This is a genomic window from Bradyrhizobium sp. PUT101, assembly GCF_052043945.1.
Lineage (GTDB): Bacteria > Pseudomonadota > Alphaproteobacteria > Rhizobiales > Xanthobacteraceae > Bradyrhizobium.
Genome location: NZ_CP197207.1, coordinates 2324221 through 2340278 on the forward strand (window position 1 = coordinate 2324221; position 16058 = coordinate 2340278).

Sequence of the window (16058 nt, forward strand, 5' to 3'; positions counted from 1 at the left end):
CGGGCTTCAGTTCAACGTCGGCAGCAGGATACGGCTCGGCCTCGACGACGTGTTGAGCTGCATCAAATCCGGTCCGGATCACAATTGCTCAATCGGGCTCGATCGATGTTCGCCCGATTGACTTGAGTCAAACCGCACCTCGATACCCGAGTTAGTTTTCGCGCATCGAAATTCAACAAGCCAGCGGAGCTATCCATGCGCGCCCACCAGATCATGACCCGGTCGGTCATCTCGGTAACCCCCGACACCAGCATCGTCGAAGCGGCAAATATCATGCTGAAGCGGCATGTCAGCGGACTCACGGTGGTCGACGAGACCGGCAAGCTGCTCGGTGTCGTGTCGGAAGGAGACTTCATCCGCCGCAGCGAAATCGGCACCGGGCGCAAGCGCGGGCGTTGGCTGCGGTTCATCCTTGGTCCCGGCAAATCCGCCAGCGACTTCGTCCACGAGCACGGCCGCAAGGTCTCGGAAGTGATGACCGACTCGCCCGTGACGATCACGGAGGATACGGCGCTCGCGGAGATCGTCGCTCTCATGGAGCGGAACAACATCAAGCGGCTGCCGGTCGTGCGCGGTGACAAGGTCGTCGGGATCGTATCCCGCGCCAATCTGCTGCAGGCGGTGGCGGGGCTCGCCCGCGAAGTGCCGGATCCCACCGCGGATGACGACCACATTCGCAGCCGCATCATCGATACCATGGAGAAGAACGACTGGTGCCCATTCGGGCTGAACGTGATCGTGCGCAACGGTATCGTTCATCTCAGCGGCGTCATCACCGAAGAGCGGGCACGGCAGGCCGCGATCGTCGCCGCGGAGAACGTCGAGGGCGTGAAGAAGGTGCACGACCACCTGTGCTGGGTCGACACCATGTCCGGCGTCTATCTGAACTCGCCCGAGGACGACGAGCTCGCCAAGGCGAGCTAACCAAGGCGAGCTGATCAAGGCGAGCCGATCGCGGCAGAGTTCAGCGAGGAATGACGGCGGTGGCTTCGATTTCGACGCGCGCCGCCTTCTCCACGAGGCGGACCACCTGAACCAGCGCCATCGCAGGATAGTGCGCTCCGAAGACGTCGCGATAGACCCTGCCCAGTTCCTTCAGGTTGGCCTGGTACTCGTCCATGTCGACGACGTACCAGGTCAGGCGCACGAGGTGCTCGGGCCGGGCACCGGCCTCGGCCAGGATCGCGGCGATGTTGCTCAAGGTCTGACGCACCTGCGCGACGAAGCCTTCCGCGAGGCGCTCTTTCGCGTCCCAGCCGATCACCCCGCCGGTGACGACGATGCGCCCTTCGGCAGCCATGCCGTTGGCATAGCCTTTCGGCGCCGGCCAGCCTGACGGCTGGAGGATCTGCGCCACCGACCGGACGTCACTCTCATCGACGGTCGGCAGTACCGTGAGCTGCGGGCCTTCCGGGGTCGTCACGGACAATTCTCTATCCTTTTCTCATTCCGCCGCGACGCCCGAGGACGCCACGGCGGCGTGCGCCACTTGCCGCAGGGCAAAGCGCTTCAGCTTGCCGGTCTCGGTCTTCGGCAATTGCGTCACGAACTCGATGGCGCGCGGATATTTGTACGGCGCGATCTCGCGTTTGACATGCTCCTGCAGCTCGGCCACGAGCTGAGCGTCAGGCGTCACGCCAGGTGCGGCGATGACATAGGCCTTCACGATCATGCCGCGCGCCTCGTCCGGAGCGCCGACCACACCGCACTCAGCGACCGCCGGATGCGTGAGCAGCGCCGCTTCGACATCCGTGCCCGCGATGTTGTAACCGGCCGACACGATCATGTCGTCGGAGCGCGACTGGTACCAGAAATAGCCGTCGCTATCCATCAGATAGGTGTCGCCGGTGATGTTCCAGCCGTTCTGGACGTACTTCCTCTGCCGCTCGTCGGCCAGATAGCGGCAGCCGGTCGGCCCGCGCACGGCGAGACGGCCCATCGTTCCAGGCGGCAGGTCGCGGCCCTCATCGTCGACGATCTTGGCTTCATAGCCCGGCACGGGCTTTCCGGTGGCGCCGGGGCGGATCTCGTCCTCGGTCGCGCTGATGAAGATGTGCAGCATCTCGGTCGAACCGATGCCATCCATCAGCTTGATGCCGGTGGCCTTGAGCCAGGCATCGAATGTCGGCTTGGGCAGTGTCTCGCCCGCGGAGACGCATTTGCGTAGCGAAGAAATGTCCCGACCCGAAAGCTTGCCGATCATGGCGCGGTATGCGGTCGGCGCCGTGAAGCAGACTGTGGTCTTGTATTGCTCGATCGCCGACAGCAAGTCGTCCGGCGTCGTCTTCTCAAGCACGACGAAGGAGGCGCCGATATGCATCGGAAACAGCACGCCGCCGAAGCCGAAGGTGAAGGCGAGCGGGGCCGAGCCGATGAAACGATCCTGCTGCTCGGCGCGCAAGATGTTGCGCGCATAGCCGTCGCAGACCGCGAGCATGTCGCGGTGGAAATGCATGGTTCCCTTGGGATCGCCTGTCGTGCCCGACGTGAATGCGATCAGGCAAACGTCGTCGGCGGCGGTATCGACGGCCTTGAACTCCGAACTGACGTCGGCGATGAGCGCCTCGAGCGAGTCGGTCGCGCCGTTACCCCAATACACGACGCGGCCGAGCTTGGGCGCCTCAGCTTTCGCCTTTTCCATCTCCTCGGACAGTTTTCCGTCGCACAGCGCCAGCGTGATCTCCGCCTTCTGAATCGGATAGGACAGCTCCTTCGCGCGCAACAGCGGCATCGTCGCGACGCAAATTCCGCCCGCCTTGATCACGGCCAGATAGGTCGCAACCATCATCGGATTGTTGGCCGAGCGCAGCAGCACGCGCCCGCCCGTGACGAGACCCAGCTGGCCGACCAGCACATTGGCGATGCGGTTCACGAGTGCTTGCAGCTCGCGATAAGTGTAGCTGACGACGGGGCTGATGACGCAAGGGGCGTCGCCATGGCCCTGCTCCACCCAGCGGTCGAGAAAATAGCTGACACAGTTCAATCGCGGCGGATAGCGCAACTCCGGCCGCGCAAAAACGAATTCGGGCCAGAGCTCGCGCGGCGGCAGATTCTCCAGCGCGAACGTGTCCACATGGGCCGTCGCGGCGTTGCCGTCATGCGAGCCCGTCACTTGAATCTTGGCGGCGTTGGCCATCGCACGCTCCTTTCAGCATGGATTGCACCCGGCAGCACGATCTGGAATCATTTTATGCTTAAAACAATTCGGCGCAATAGTGGATTTTGGGCATGCCGTGCTTTTTCGTGCGGCAAAGGGGATCGGCGGCCTGCTCGGCCGGCCTTCTTATGGCCGGCGGCGCGCGGCCGATTTCTGCGCCGAGGCCTTGGTCTTGGCCAGCAGCCGCATCAATTCGCGCACATCCTTCGGCGTCAGGTCGGCGAAGAGATCGGCGATCCAGGTTTCGTGCTCCGCAGCCATCCTGCGAAACTCGGCACGTCCGAGCTTTGTGAGGCGGATCACCTGGACGCGGCGGTCCGTCTCCGAGGTCCGCCGGTCGAGATGGCCGGATTCCACGAGACGCTCGACCAGGCCGGTCACGTTGCCGTTCGACACCATCATGCGCTTGGAGACATCGGACAGCGTCATGCCGTCCGGAGCCTTATCGAGCTGTGCCATCAGATCGAAACGCGGCAAGGTGACCTCGAACCGCTGCCGCAGCCGACCGCGAACCTCGCCCTCGATCAGCGTCGTACAGGTCAGAAGACGCAGCCACAGCCGAAGCTCTTCGGCGTGGTCCTCCGGCGTTTCGACGGCCTTGGTCTCGGAATCGAGCATGTTGATGCAGTCACTCACGGCCGGCATTGGCGCCGGCACGGATTCCCCAACGTTTTGAGCTTCAAGTAAATCGGAGCCGGCTGCAAGTCCAAAGCTGCAACAATCGACCGCACCACCAATTTCTTTAGGCTTCAAATAATTGGCGCGCTGCTTGCATGCGCAGCTGCCCGCAGGATGCGACGCCTCGAGCTCGGCTTGCCGCGGCGGTCATCATCGGCATAAGCTTGGATTGGAGTACGAGGCTTGCAGCGCAAGCCGATCGTTACGAGGGACAGATCATGAAGACGCAAATGACCTTGGCCGCAGCCGCCGTGGTGCTCGGTACTGTGGTGACCCCTGCCCTCGCCCAGGAAAAAATCAAGCTGGGTGTGATCGTGACCCTGTCGGGACCTGCCGCCGCGCTTGGCCAACAGGTTCGCGACGGTTTCACGCTCGCAGTGAAGGATCTCGGCAACAAGATGGGCGGCCGCGATGTCGAGGTCGTCGTCGTCGACGACGAGTTGAAGCCGGACGCAGCCGTGACCAAGGTCAAGGGCCTTCTTGAGCGCGAGAAGGTCGATTTCGTGGTCGGACCGATCTTCTCCAACATCCTCCAGGCGATCCACCGGCCCATCACGGAATCGAAAACCTTCCTGATCAGCCCCAATGCCGGGCCGTCGACCTTTGCCGGCAAGGATTGCAACCCGTTCTTCTACGTGACGTCGTATCAGAACGATCAGGTTCACGAGATCCTCGGCAAGGTCGCGCAGGATCGCGGCTACAAGCGCATGTACCTGATGGTCCCGAACTATCAGGCCGGCAAGGATTCGGTGGCGGGCTTCAAGCTCGACTACAAGGGCGAGATCGTCGAGGAATCCTACATGCCGCTGAACACGCTGGATTTCCAGCCGGAATTGTCCAAGATCTCCTCGCAGAAGCCCGATGCTCTCTTCACGTTCATGCCCGGCGGCCTCGGCGTCAATCTCGTCAAGCAATACCGGCAGGCCGGCCTTGCCGACACCATCCCGGTGCTCTCGGCCTTCACGGTGGATGAATCGACCCTGCCGGCGCAGCAGGACGCCGCGGTCGGCATGTTCGGCGGCGCGAACTGGGCGCCCAATCTCGACAACCCTCAGAACAAGAAGTTCGTCGCCGCCTATGAAGCCGCCTATAAGAGCGTTCCCGGCACCTACGCCTTCCAAGCCTACGATGCCGCGATGCTGATCGACAGCGCGGTCAAGTCCGTGAAGGGCGACCTCTCCAACAAGGACGCAGTCGCCGCCGCTCTGAAGAAAGCCGACTTCACCTCGCTGCGCGGGACCTTCAAGTTCAACACCAACGGCTATCCGATCCAGGATTTCTACTTGACCAAGGTCGCCAAGCGTCCGGACGGCAAGTTCCAGACCGAGATCGTGCAGAAGGTGTTTGAGAATTACGGCGACCGCTATGCCAAGGACTGCAAGGCGGCGAAGTGAGGCCGTGTATCGCGTTACGGGAGGACTGCAATGAAGAGCGAAATCACCGGCATTACCCGGGCCAATGAAGGCATCCAGGGCATTTCATGGAACATCCTGGGCCAGACCTACGTGCCGAAGAGCTACGCCGAACACAGCTTCTCCTGGCATGCGACGCTGCCGCCGGGCACGTTCGTGCCGCCGCACATCCATCCCGACCAGGATGAGTATCTCTACATGCTGGAGGGAAAGCTCGATTTCATGCTCGGCAATTCGGAGGCGCAGGCAACCGCCGGCGACCTGATCCGCCTCGGCATGGGCGTGCCGCACGGCATCTTCAACAAGTCGGAGCAGACCGCAAAAGTGCTGTTCTGGGTCTCGCCAAGCCGGAAGCTGTTCGACCTGTTCTGGGGCCTTCACAACATGAAGGAGCAGAAGCCCGAGGACGTGGTTGCGCTGGCGGCCGAGTTCAACATCCACTTCCTGCCGCCGCCGCCCGGCTAGCTAACGGCGCGCGTCAGGCTCGTACCGCCGCAAGTCCCGGGACAGCGGCAAAACCGGCCTTGGTGGCGTAGCCGCGCACGATCGCCTCGCGCTGGGAATAGCTCAGGACGTTGTCGACATTGTCGAAGCCGTCAGGCGCAAGCTGCTCGACGGCGTCGATGACGCCCTCAGGGCCGCCGCGCCGGTTGGAGCGAACGATATCCGCCGTCATCGGTAGGCGCTTCTTCTCGTATTCCAGCAGCGCCTGGCGCGGATGCTCGGCACGCACCAGCGCATCCGCAAGGCAGCGCGCGTCGAGGATCGCCTGCGAGGCGCCGTTCGAGCCGACCGGATACATGGGATGCGCGGCATCGCCGAGTAGCGTGACGCGCCCGGACGACCAATAGGGCAAGGGATCGCGGTCGCAGGTCGGATACTCGTAGAATTCGGGCGTCGCCGAGATCAGGCTCTTGACGTCAATATACGGCACGGAGAAGCGTGCCACATGCGGCATCAGTTCCTCACGCCGCCCCGGCCGCGACCAGTCTTCTTTCCGCGGCGGCGGCGCATTGCCTTCGCCCACCTTCACCAGCACCGCCCAATTGGTCAGGCGGCTCGCCGGGCTCGATCCTTCCGCGATCGGATAGATCACCACCTTGGCATTGAGACCGCCGGCCACGATCATCGATTTGCCGGTGAGGAACAGCGGCCAGTCGCGGGCGCCGCGCCACAGCATCAAGCCGTTCCAGCACGGCGGCCCCTCGTTCGGGAACAGCGTCTCCCGGACGCGTGAGTGGATACCGTCAGCGCCGATCAGGATATCGCCACGCGCGGTGTGGACGTGCGTGCCGGCACGATCGAAGAAGTAAGCGGTGACGCCGCCCTCATCCTGCGTGAACGCACCAAGCCGGCAGCCGGTGTGAATTGCGTCCAGCCCGAGCCGCTCCTCGACCGCGCGATGAATGACGCCCTGAAGGCGCCCACGATGGATCGAGAATTGCGGCACATCGTGACCGGCGTCGATGCCGCGGGCTTCGCGCCAGACCTCCTGGCCGTGGCGGTTGAGGTAATAGAGCTGATCGGTGCGGATCGCGACGTCGTCGAGCCTCTGCAACAGACCGAGCCCGGCCAACTCGCGCATCGCATGCGGTAGCGTGTTGATGCCGACACCGAGCTCGCGAATGGTGTCGGCCTGTTCGTAGATCTCGCAATCCAGGCCGCGCGAGCGGAACATCAATGCCGTGGTGAGACCACCGATACCGCCACCGACGATAATCGCCTTCATCGCCCTAACTCCACTCGAAACACAGGCAATGGGTCAACGTCGCACGGGCGGTCACTCCGCCGCAAGCGGCTTTGTCGCCTCTGCCTTGAGCTCGGCCCGGGTCTTGGGCTTAGCCTTAATTCTCAGCTCCTCGAGATCCTGCCGGTCGCGCACGCTGTTGCGGAAAATTTGCTCTTTTCCGGGCAGGTATTGCGGCGGACAGAAGGCGTCGTTTGCCCCGTACCAGGCCGCCGCCTTCATGGTGAAGAACGGGTCGACGAGATGCGGACGGCCGAGCGCCACGAGATCCGCACGGCCGGCGGCCAAAATGGTGTTGGCCTGGTCCGCCGTGGTGATGTTGCCGACGCACATGGTGGCCACGCGCGCCTCGTTGCGGACCTGATCGGAGAACGGCGTCTGGAACATGCGCCCGTAGACCGGCTGTGCATCGCGCACGGTCTGGCCGGTCGAGACGTCGACGAGATCGACACCCGCCTCGGCGAAGGCGCGCCCGATGGCGACGGCATCATCGCCGGTGATGCCACCGTCAGCCCAGTCGGTGGCGGAGATCCGCACCGACATCGGCTTGTGCGACGGCCATACCGCACGTAGAGCCTCGAAGATTTCGAGCGGGAACCGCAGACGGTTGGCGAGCGAGCCGCCATACTCGTCCGTGCGGGTGTTGGTCAGAGGCGAGATGAAGCTGGCGAGCAGATAGCCGTGGGCGCAGTGCAATTCGAGCATGTCGAAACCGCAGCGCTCGCCGCGCTCGGCCGCCGCGACGAAAGCATCCCTCACCGCATTCATGCCGGAACGGTCGAGCTCGCGCGGCACTTGGCTGTCGGGGAAATAGGGCAGCGGCGATGCCGAAACGGTTTCCCAGCCGCCTTCGTCCAGAGGCCGGTCCATACCGTCCCACATCAGCTTGGTCGCGCCCTTGCGACCGGCGTGCCCCAACTGAAGGCAGATCTTTGCGGCCGAGTTGCCGTGGACGAAGTCCACGATGCGCAGCCATGCGGCTTCCTGCTCGTCGTTCCACAGGCCGGCGCAGCCGGGCGTGATCCGGGCATCGCGGCTAACGCAGGTCATCTCGGTGAAGATCAGCCCGGCGCCGCCGATCGCACGGGAGCCGTAATGCACGAGGTGGAAGTCCGTCGGCACGCCTTCCTTCGCCGAATACATGCACATCGGCGACATCACCGCGCGATTGGCGAGCTTCATCTCACGCAAGCGGAACGGCTGGAACAGCGGCACCATCGGTCGATCGGTATCGACATCGAAGCCGCTGCTGCGCACCTGCCTGGCAAACGACCTCTCGACCTCCGCCACGAAATCCGGCGCGCGGAGCTTCAGATTGTCATAGGTGATCGCCTTCGAGCGCGTCATGACTCCGAAGGCGAACTGCACGGGGTCAAAATCCCAGAAGCGGTCGACATGCTCGAACCAGACCAGCGAGACGTCGGCGGCATGCTGCGTCTTCTCGACCTCCTCGCGGCGGCCGTGCTCATAAACGTCCAGCGCCGCCTCGATGCTGGGCGCCTTCTCCATGGCTTCGGCCAGCGCGATCGCGTCTTCCATCGCGAGCTTGGTGCCTGAGCCGATGGAGAAATGTGCGCTGGCCTTGGCGTCGCCGAGCAGAACCATGTTATCCTTGAACCAGCGCTTGCTGCGGATCATGGGGAAGTTGCGCCACATCGAGCGGTTGGTCAGCAATTGATGCCCGCCGAGGAACCAGCCGAAGATGTCTGCCATCCGCGCGGCGGACTGAACTTCGTCCAGCCCCGTCAGCCCCGCCCGCTCGAACGTCTCCGGATCGGTCTCGAAGATCCAGGTCGAATGCCCGGCCTCATACTGATAGGCATGGGCGATGAACGGCCCCCACTCGGTCTCCTGGAAGATGAAAGTGAAGGCATCGAGCGGCCTGGTCGATCCCATCCAGGCGAATTTGTTGGAGCGGATGTCGACCTCAGGCTGGAAATGGTCGACGTATTTCTCGCGGAAGCGGCTGTTGATGCCGTCGGCGATGAGAATGAGATCGGCATCGGCGAAGCGGGACTCGTCGTCGATGTCCACCTCGAAATGCAGGACGACACCAAGCTCGCGAGCCCGCTCCTGAAGGATCAGAAGCAGCTTGCGTCGCGAGCAGCCGCAAAAGCCGTTGCCGCCGACCCGGTGCACCGTGCCGCGGAAATGCACGGCAATGTCGTCCCAGTAGGCAAATTCCTGGGTGATGCGGCGGTAGCTCGGAAGATCGTGCTTCTCGAAGTTATCGAGCGTCGCATCCGAGAACACCACGCCGAAGCCGAAAGTGTCGTCGGCCCGATTGCGCTCGTACACCGTGATGTCGGCGGCCGGGCGCTGCTTCTTGAGCAGGATCGCAGCATAGAGACCCGCAGGTCCGCCACCGATGATCGCGACTTTCATGGGAGCCTCGCCAATTCACCCGGCCATGGAAACTATTTTAAGCCTAAAATAATTTGGCGCAAGTCCTCGTTGCTGGCCTGGCCGGCGTCAAGGCGATCGGCCTAGTCGCCCCGGAAGACCGGCTTGACCTTGTTGGCGAATGCCTCGAAGGCCCGCTCGAAATCCGCCGTGGTCATGCACAACGCTTGGGCAACGGCCTCCGCCTCGATCGCCTCCTCCACCGACATCGCCCATTCCATGGCCAGCATCCGCTTGGTCATGGTGTTGGCGAAAGTCGGCCCTTCCGCGATCTGCTTCGCCAGAATTTGCGCCTGAGGCAGCACCTGCTCCGGCGTGACGATGCGGCTGAAGAAGCCCCAGCGTTCGCCCTCTTCCGCGGTCATGAACCGGCCGGTGTAGAGCAGCTCGGAGGCGCGCGACTGCCCGATGATCCGCGGCAGGATTGCGCAGGCACCCATGTCGCAGCCGGCCAGCCCCACCTTGTTGAACAGGAACGCCACCTTGGCCCCGCTCGCCGCAAGGCGCATGTCAGATGCCATGGCGATGATCGCCCCGGCCCCGGCGCAGATGCCCTCGACCGCGGCCACGATCGGCTGCGGACAGGCCCGCATCGCCTTGACGAGCTCGCCGGTCATCCGCGTGAAGGCGGTCAACCCCTTGGTGTCCATCTTCACGAGCGGGCCGATGATCTCGAACACGTCGCCGCCCGACGAGAAATTGCCGCCGGCACCGGTGACGACGATGGATTTGACTGCATCGTCGAAGGCGCAGGCACGGAAGAAATCGGTCAGCTCCCGGTAGCTTTCGAAGGTCAGCGGATTCTTTCGCTCGGGGCGGTTGAGCGTGACCGTCGCAACGCCGTCGACCACAGCCAGCATAAAGTGTTGCGGCGAGTAGTCTGCAAGCGGCACGGTGACGGGATTGGCGGGTCTGCTCATGCGATCTCCTTGGCTTCTTTTTCCGCGACTGCACCAGGCACGCTAGACCTCGCCCCCAGCCACGGCAATCGCCTGCCCTGTGATTGCGCTAGCGCCCTCACCGCACAGCCAGAGAACCGCGTCTGCCACCTCCTGGGGCGTGATCAGGCGTCCTTGCGGATTGTGTTTCGCGAGCTCTGCGACCGCCTGCTCGCGGGTTCGGCCTGTCTTCTTGATGATGTTCTCGATGCTTCCTGCAACGAGATCGGTGTCGGCGAAGCCGGGACACACCGCATTCACGGTGACATTGCTTCCGGCAATCTCGAGAGCGAGCGAACGCACGAGACCGACTACGGCGTGCTTGGCAGCAGCGTACGCGCTGACGTAGGCATAGCCCTTGAGCCCGGCCGTCGACGCGACCGCGACAATACGGCCATAGGGGCGATCCTTCATGCCCGGCAGCACAGCCTGGACGGCATGCACAACGCCCATGAAATTGACATCCATCATGCGCGCAAAAAGAGCGGCGTCCGATTTCGCAAACGGCGCCGATTCAGCGCTGCCCGCGTTGGCAATCAGGATGTCGATCGGCTTGCGCGCACTCGCTTCGGCGATGGCGGCTTTCAGAGACGCTTCATTCGAGACATCAGCGATAGCCGTAAAGTGCGCGGCACCTGCATTCACCGCCTCTTCGAGAACCGCCGCATTGCGGCCAAGGACGGTTACGGTCGCGCCGGCGCCGACGAGAGAGGCAGCTATCGCACGGCCGATGCCGCGACCGCCGCCGGTCACCAGCGCGTGCGGCGAGTGCGGCAATCCGGACATGCGGCGACTCCCTCGGATCTTGTGATCGTTCTTCCGATATATTTTAACCTTCAAATTTTTGCAACGAAAGCGGCGCTCGCCCCCGGAATGCCGCCGCACAGAAGCGGCCCGGAAATTGCTTTAAGTATAAAATTATCTCTTCCCATCCCCCACAGGCCTGTTAGCATCGATGGGCCAAGCAAAAGGATGTCGCGTGCCGCAGCCTGCGCCAATGATAACAAAGGACGGACGCTTCGCCTATGAAGCCGCGGGCGATCCGGGCGCGATACCCCTGATTTTCCTGCATGGCATTGGCGGCGCGGCGCGAAGCTGGAGGCGGCAGCTTGCCATATTCGGCGACCGCTTCCGCGCGATCGCATGGGATATGCCGGGCTATGGCGGATCGGCGCCACTCGCCAGCGTCAGCATCGCTGCCCTGGCCGATGCGCTTCAGCAGTTCATCGAGCAGCTTGGTGCGGTTAAGCCTATTCTGGTCGGCCATTCCATCGGCGGCATGATCGTCCAGAAGTGGCTGGTGCAGTCCCCCAAACTGGCACGTGCGGTCGTGCTGGCGCAGACCAGCCCTGCCTTCGGCAAGACCGATGGCGACTGGCAGAAATCATTCATCGCGGCGCGGCTCGGGCCGCTTGATCGCGGGGAGACGATGAAGTCGCTGGCGCCAACGCTGGTGAAGGAGCTGGTCGGCGATGATCCCGATCCGAACGGGATGGAGCTGGCGCGCGAATGTATGGGGAGCGTGCCTGAGGCAAGCTATCGCGCCATGATGCTGGCTCTCATCGGCTTCGATCAGCGTAGCACACTCGGGGATATTTCCGTCCCGACGCTGCTGCTGTCCGGCTCCAGGGACAACAATGCGCCTGCGCCGATGATGGCAAAGACGGCGACCTATATTCCTGGGGCTGAATATGTCGAACTCGCCGGCGTCGGCCATCTCGCCAACCTGGAACGTCCTGATGCCTTCGACGAAGCTCTCGGCCGTTTCCTGAACTCCGTTACGACCAAAGCGTAAGGTGATTGCGCAATGACCATGCAAGCCAGCAAGCCGATCAGCGCAACCGACAACGTCGCGCTCGATGCGCCAATCTTCGATCCCGTCGCATTCCGCTTGAGCGACGAGCAGGCCGGCATCATCACGCGCGCTCGCGAGATCGGCCAGAGTGTGTTCGCCGCTCGCGCCGCGACCTACGATCGCGAGGCGATCTTCCCGACAGAGAATTATCGCGACCTGCATCGCGTCGGCCTGCTCGGCATTGCCGTCCCGAAGAAGCACGGCGGACTTGGCGCGAACTACCAGACCTATGCCTTGGCGGCCGCCGAGATCGGCCGCTATTGCGGCGCGACCGCGCTCACCTGGAACATGCATGTCTGCTCGACCCTGTGGTCGGGCCCCCTCGCCGACGATCTCGACATGGATACGGAGACGCGTGCGGAGCATGAGCGGCGGCGCGCGGTCCACTACAAGCGCATCGTCGAGAACGGCGCGATCTATTCGCAACCCTTCTCCGAAGGTGGTGCAGCGGCTGCGGGCGGTGTTGCTTTCGGCACAGAAGCACGGCCGGTCGAAGGCGGCTGGATCGTCAACGGCAAGAAAATCTTTGCCTCGCTCTCCGGCCACGCCGACTATTACGGCGTGCTTTGCACCGAGATCGAAGAAGGCGAGAAGGCCTCGCGCCGCAACACGCTTTACCTCGCGATCCCCGCAAAATCGCAAGGCGTCTCGGTCGTCGGCGACTGGGATCCGCTCGGCATGCGGGGCACGGTCTCGCGGACGCTTCTGTTCAAGGACGTCTTCGTGCCGGAGGATTCCGCGCTGATGCCGCGCGGCGTCTATTTCCAGGCCGCGATGCGCTGGCCGCACATGTTCCTGACGCTGTCGCCGACCTATATGGGCCTCGCGCAAGCGGCCTATGACTTCACCGTGCGCTACTTGCGCGGCGAGGTTCCGGGCATGCCGCCGGTCAAGCGGCGGATGTACCCGACCAAGCAGATCGCGGTCGCGCAGATGCAGATCAAGCTGGAGCAGATCAAGGCAATCTGGTTTCAAGCTGTGACCGAAGCGCGCGCCAATCCGAGCAAGGAACAGGTTCTGCGCGCCTACGCCGCGCAGTATTCGGTGATGGAGGGCGCCAATGAGCTCGCCGCGCTCGCGATCCGCACCTGCGGCGGTCAGGCCATGCTCAGGTCGCTGCCGCTCGAGCGGATCTATCGCGACAGCCGCTGCGGCTCGCTGATGCTGCCCTGGACCGCCGAGCTCTGCCTCGACCGGATCGGGCGCGAAGCGCTGTACGAGGCCGGCGAAACGGACGACTGACGGTGGACCTCTGTAGCCTGATCGACCGCAACGCGGCGTTCGCGCCAGACAAGACGGCCATTTCCTTCGAAGGAAAGCGGCTGAGCTATGCGGCATTCGCCGCACGCATCGAACGGACCGCGACCGCCTTGAAGCAGGAGCTTGGCGTCGGCCGCGGCGACCGTGTCGCGATCCTGAGCCTGAACCGGCCCGATTATCTGGTGCTGCTCTACGCGTGCGCGCGGCTCGGGGCTATCCTGGTGCCGCTGAACTGGCGGCTTGCCATCGCCGAGCAGCTGTTCATTCTCAGCGATGCCGGTGCCAAGGTTCTCGTGCTTGAGCAGACTTTTGGGGGAGTTCTTCCCGAACTGGCGCAGACCGCGCCGGGGACATCTGTCGTCGGCCTTGATTTCGAGCCACCCCGCGGGGTGACATTCGAAGGGCTGCTGTACCGCAGCCAGGGCAGCGACCGCAACCCGCACACCGACCTCTCCTGCCCGCTCCTGATCGTCTACACGTCAGGAACGACTGGACGACCAAAAGGCGCAGTGCTGCGTCAGGAGGCGTTGTTCTGGAACGGAGTCATGAGCCAGCACATGCACAACATGACGTCCGACGATCATGTGCTGACGATTTTGCCGTTCTTCCACGTCGGCGGTCTCAATATCCAGACTACGCCCGCGCTCCAGCTCGGCGCAACCGTCACGATCCACGCCCGCTTCACGCCGGATACCGCGCTTTCCGCTATCGAACGGGAGCGGCCGACGCTGACCGTGATGGTGCCGGCGATCATTCAGGCCGTGAGCGAGCACCCTGCCTGGGCGACGACCGATCTTTCGTCACTCAAGGCCGTTGCAACAGGCTCGACCATCGTGCCTCCGCACCTGATCGAGCGTTTTGTCGCGCGCGATGTCCCGGTGCTTCAGGTCTACGGCTCGACCGAGACCTGCCCGATCGCAATCTACACAAGGATCGGCGGAGATCTTTCGCGCTTGGGATCGACCGGCCTTGCCGGCCTGTGCTGTGAAGCAAAGGTGATTGATCAGGCCGGCAACGAACTGCCCGCGGGCACGCCGGGAGAGATCGCGGTGCGCGGGCCCAACGTGTTCTTTGAATATTGGGGCAACGAGGCCGCAACGCGCGACGCCTTGCACGACGGCTGGTATCGCACCGGCGATATCGGCCTGTGCGATGCCGACGGCTATTTCTGGGTCCGCGACCGCAAGAAGAACATGATCATATCCGGCGGGGAAAACGTCTACCCGGCCGAGGTCGAGCGCGTCCTGCTCGAACATCCTGATGTCAGCGAATGCGCCGTGATCGGCCGGCCGGACCCGCGCTGGGACGAGGTGCCGATCGCCTATGTCATTGCGAGATCCGGCTGCCGGCTCGAGGCGGACGAATTGAGGACGCATCTTCAAATGCAACTCGCGCGCTACAAGGTTCCGCGCGAGATCGTCTTCGTCACCGATCTGCCGCGGACTGCGCTGGGCAAGGTCCAGCATTTCCTGCTGAAGCAGCTTGATGCGCAGTCCCGCACGCAAGGAGAAGCATCTTGAAGATTGCGGTTCTGGGTGGGGGGAACGGCTCTTTCGCGGCCGCGGGCGATTTTGCGCTGTCGGGGCATGAGGTGCGGCTTTGGCGCCGCGATGCCGATCAGGTCGCGGCACATCGTGCCGCGGGGGCGCGCATCCTGGTCAAGGATCACAACGGCCGCCACGACGTGCAGCTCGCGCTGGTCACGACCGATATCGCCGAAGCCGTCAGCGGCACGGACCTGATCCTGTGCCCCGCCCCTGCCTTCGCACAGCCGGATATCGCCCGCCTGCTCGCCCCGCATCTGCGAGACGGCCACGTCGTGTTTCTGCCGCCGGCGACGTTCGGCTCGATGGTCTTCGCCCAAGCGGCGCGGGATGCCGGCAACCATGCCAAGGCAAGCTTTGCCGAGACCGGCACGCTGCCCTGGCTCACCCGCAAGCACGGACCGTTCGAGGTCGCGATCACCATCCGCGCCAAGCGACTTCCGGTGGGCGTGTTCCCGCTCAACCAAGCACCGCACGCGCTCGAAGTCATTGGACGCGCTTTCCCGGGTGTGATCGAACCGTGCGGGGATGCGCTGTCAGGCGCGCTGATGAATGCAGGACCCATGATCCATCCGCCGCTGATCGTGATGAACGCAGGGCCGATCGAACATTTCGAACGTTGGGACATACACAAGGAAGGCACCCAATCCGCGATCCGTCGGGTCACCGACGCGCTCGATGCCGAACGGATCGCGGTGCGCGAGGCACTCGGCTATGATGCACCGCATTTCCCGCTCGCTCACCATTATGCGAAGGAGGGCGAGATCTGGATGTATGGCCGCGGCTCGCACGACCGGCTGACCGATTCCGGCGACTGGCGCGAACGGATCGTGCTGACCGATCACCGCTACATGCGCGAGGATCTGCGGCTCGGGCTGTCACTGCTGGTCTCCGTCGCAGGCCTGGCTGGCGTGGCCACACCGCTGGCCAAAGCGTTCCTGTCGATCGGCGGTGCGGTCTGCGGCGAGGATTTCGCGCAAGGTGGCCGAACGCTCGAAGCGCTGGGGCTCGGCAATCTCAGGAAGGCCGAATTGCAGACGCTGCTTCGCAATGGATTCTGATCG

14 protein-coding genes are annotated in these 16058 nt (G+C 63.6%); 7 read left to right on the top strand and 7 right to left on the bottom strand.

Annotation, left to right across the window (positions count from 1 at the left end):
- Positions 1–195: 195 nt before the first annotated feature.
- Entirely contained in the window at positions 196–924 is a 729-nt protein-coding gene (locus ACSHT2_RS11325; RefSeq protein ID WP_319337566.1) for a CBS domain-containing protein, read from the top strand.
- Between the two features lie 40 nt (positions 925–964).
- Here the strand turns inward: ACSHT2_RS11325 and ACSHT2_RS11330 are convergent, their stop codons facing one another.
- The 3 genes from ACSHT2_RS11330 to ACSHT2_RS11340 all read right to left on the bottom strand — a co-directional run bounded on the left by ACSHT2_RS11330 (position 965) and on the right by ACSHT2_RS11340 (position 3802).
- Complete coding sequence (locus tag ACSHT2_RS11330; RefSeq protein ID WP_440641637.1) at positions 965–1429, bottom strand: RidA family protein; 465 nt, start codon at positions 1427–1429, stop codon at positions 965–967.
- A 15-nt stretch (positions 1430–1444) separates the two neighbouring features.
- A complete protein-coding gene (locus ACSHT2_RS11335) occupies positions 1445–3136 on the bottom strand; it encodes a benzoate-CoA ligase family protein (protein ID WP_440641638.1) in 1692 nt (563 codons plus the stop codon).
- 147 nt (positions 3137–3283) lie between these two features.
- Positions 3284–3802: a MarR family winged helix-turn-helix transcriptional regulator gene (locus ACSHT2_RS11340; RefSeq protein WP_440641639.1), complete on the bottom strand. Its 519-nt coding sequence runs from the start codon at positions 3800–3802 to the stop codon at positions 3284–3286.
- A gap of 251 nt (positions 3803–4053) precedes the next feature.
- Between ACSHT2_RS11340 and ACSHT2_RS11345 the strand changes: the two genes are divergently transcribed.
- Both ACSHT2_RS11345 and ACSHT2_RS11350 read left to right on the top strand, forming a co-directional pair.
- Positions 4054–5229: an ABC transporter substrate-binding protein gene (locus tag ACSHT2_RS11345; protein WP_440641640.1), complete on the top strand. Its 1176-nt coding sequence runs from the start codon at positions 4054–4056 to the stop codon at positions 5227–5229.
- 30 nt (positions 5230–5259) lie between these two features.
- Positions 5260–5712 (top strand): cupin domain-containing protein, encoded by a 453-nt coding sequence (locus tag ACSHT2_RS11350; RefSeq protein WP_440641641.1) that lies wholly within the window; start codon positions 5260–5262, stop codon positions 5710–5712.
- 13 nt (positions 5713–5725) lie between these two features.
- Here ACSHT2_RS11350 and ACSHT2_RS11355 read toward each other — a convergent pair whose 3' ends face one another.
- From ACSHT2_RS11355 to ACSHT2_RS11370, 4 genes are all read right to left on the bottom strand, one after another.
- A complete protein-coding gene (locus ACSHT2_RS11355) occupies positions 5726–6976 on the bottom strand; it encodes a flavin-dependent oxidoreductase (RefSeq protein WP_440641642.1) in 1251 nt (416 codons plus the stop codon).
- A gap of 51 nt (positions 6977–7027) precedes the next feature.
- The gene (locus ACSHT2_RS11360; RefSeq protein WP_440641643.1) at positions 7028–9379 is read right to left on the bottom strand and encodes a bifunctional salicylyl-CoA 5-hydroxylase/oxidoreductase; all 2352 of its coding nucleotides are present in this window, start codon (positions 9377–9379) and stop codon (positions 7028–7030) included.
- A gap of 101 nt (positions 9380–9480) precedes the next feature.
- Positions 9481–10317: an enoyl-CoA hydratase family protein gene (locus tag ACSHT2_RS11365; protein WP_440641644.1), complete on the bottom strand. Its 837-nt coding sequence runs from the start codon at positions 10315–10317 to the stop codon at positions 9481–9483.
- Between the two features lie 42 nt (positions 10318–10359).
- The gene (locus tag ACSHT2_RS11370; RefSeq protein ID WP_440641645.1) at positions 10360–11121 is read right to left on the bottom strand and encodes an SDR family NAD(P)-dependent oxidoreductase; all 762 of its coding nucleotides are present in this window, start codon (positions 11119–11121) and stop codon (positions 10360–10362) included.
- 193 nt (positions 11122–11314) lie between these two features.
- On the opposite strand from ACSHT2_RS11370, the gene ACSHT2_RS11375 reads away from it, so the two are divergent.
- From ACSHT2_RS11375 to ACSHT2_RS11390, 4 genes are read left to right on the top strand one after another with little or no spacing between them, the layout of a single operon-like run.
- Positions 11315–12130: an alpha/beta fold hydrolase gene (locus ACSHT2_RS11375; protein ID WP_440641646.1), complete on the top strand. Its 816-nt coding sequence runs from the start codon at positions 11315–11317 to the stop codon at positions 12128–12130.
- A 12-nt stretch (positions 12131–12142) separates the two neighbouring features.
- The gene (locus ACSHT2_RS11380) at positions 12143–13432 is read left to right on the top strand and encodes an acyl-CoA dehydrogenase family protein (protein WP_440641647.1); all 1290 of its coding nucleotides are present in this window, start codon (positions 12143–12145) and stop codon (positions 13430–13432) included.
- Between the two features lie 2 nt (positions 13433–13434).
- Positions 13435–14970 (top strand): class I adenylate-forming enzyme family protein, encoded by a 1536-nt coding sequence (locus tag ACSHT2_RS11385; RefSeq protein ID WP_440641648.1) that lies wholly within the window; start codon positions 13435–13437, stop codon positions 14968–14970.
- Entirely contained in the window at positions 14967–16055 is a 1089-nt protein-coding gene (locus ACSHT2_RS11390) for an NAD/NADP octopine/nopaline dehydrogenase family protein (RefSeq protein ID WP_440641649.1), read from the top strand. Before ACSHT2_RS11385 ends, ACSHT2_RS11390 begins: the two co-directional genes overlap by 4 nt.
- Positions 16056–16058 lie beyond the last annotated feature (3 nt).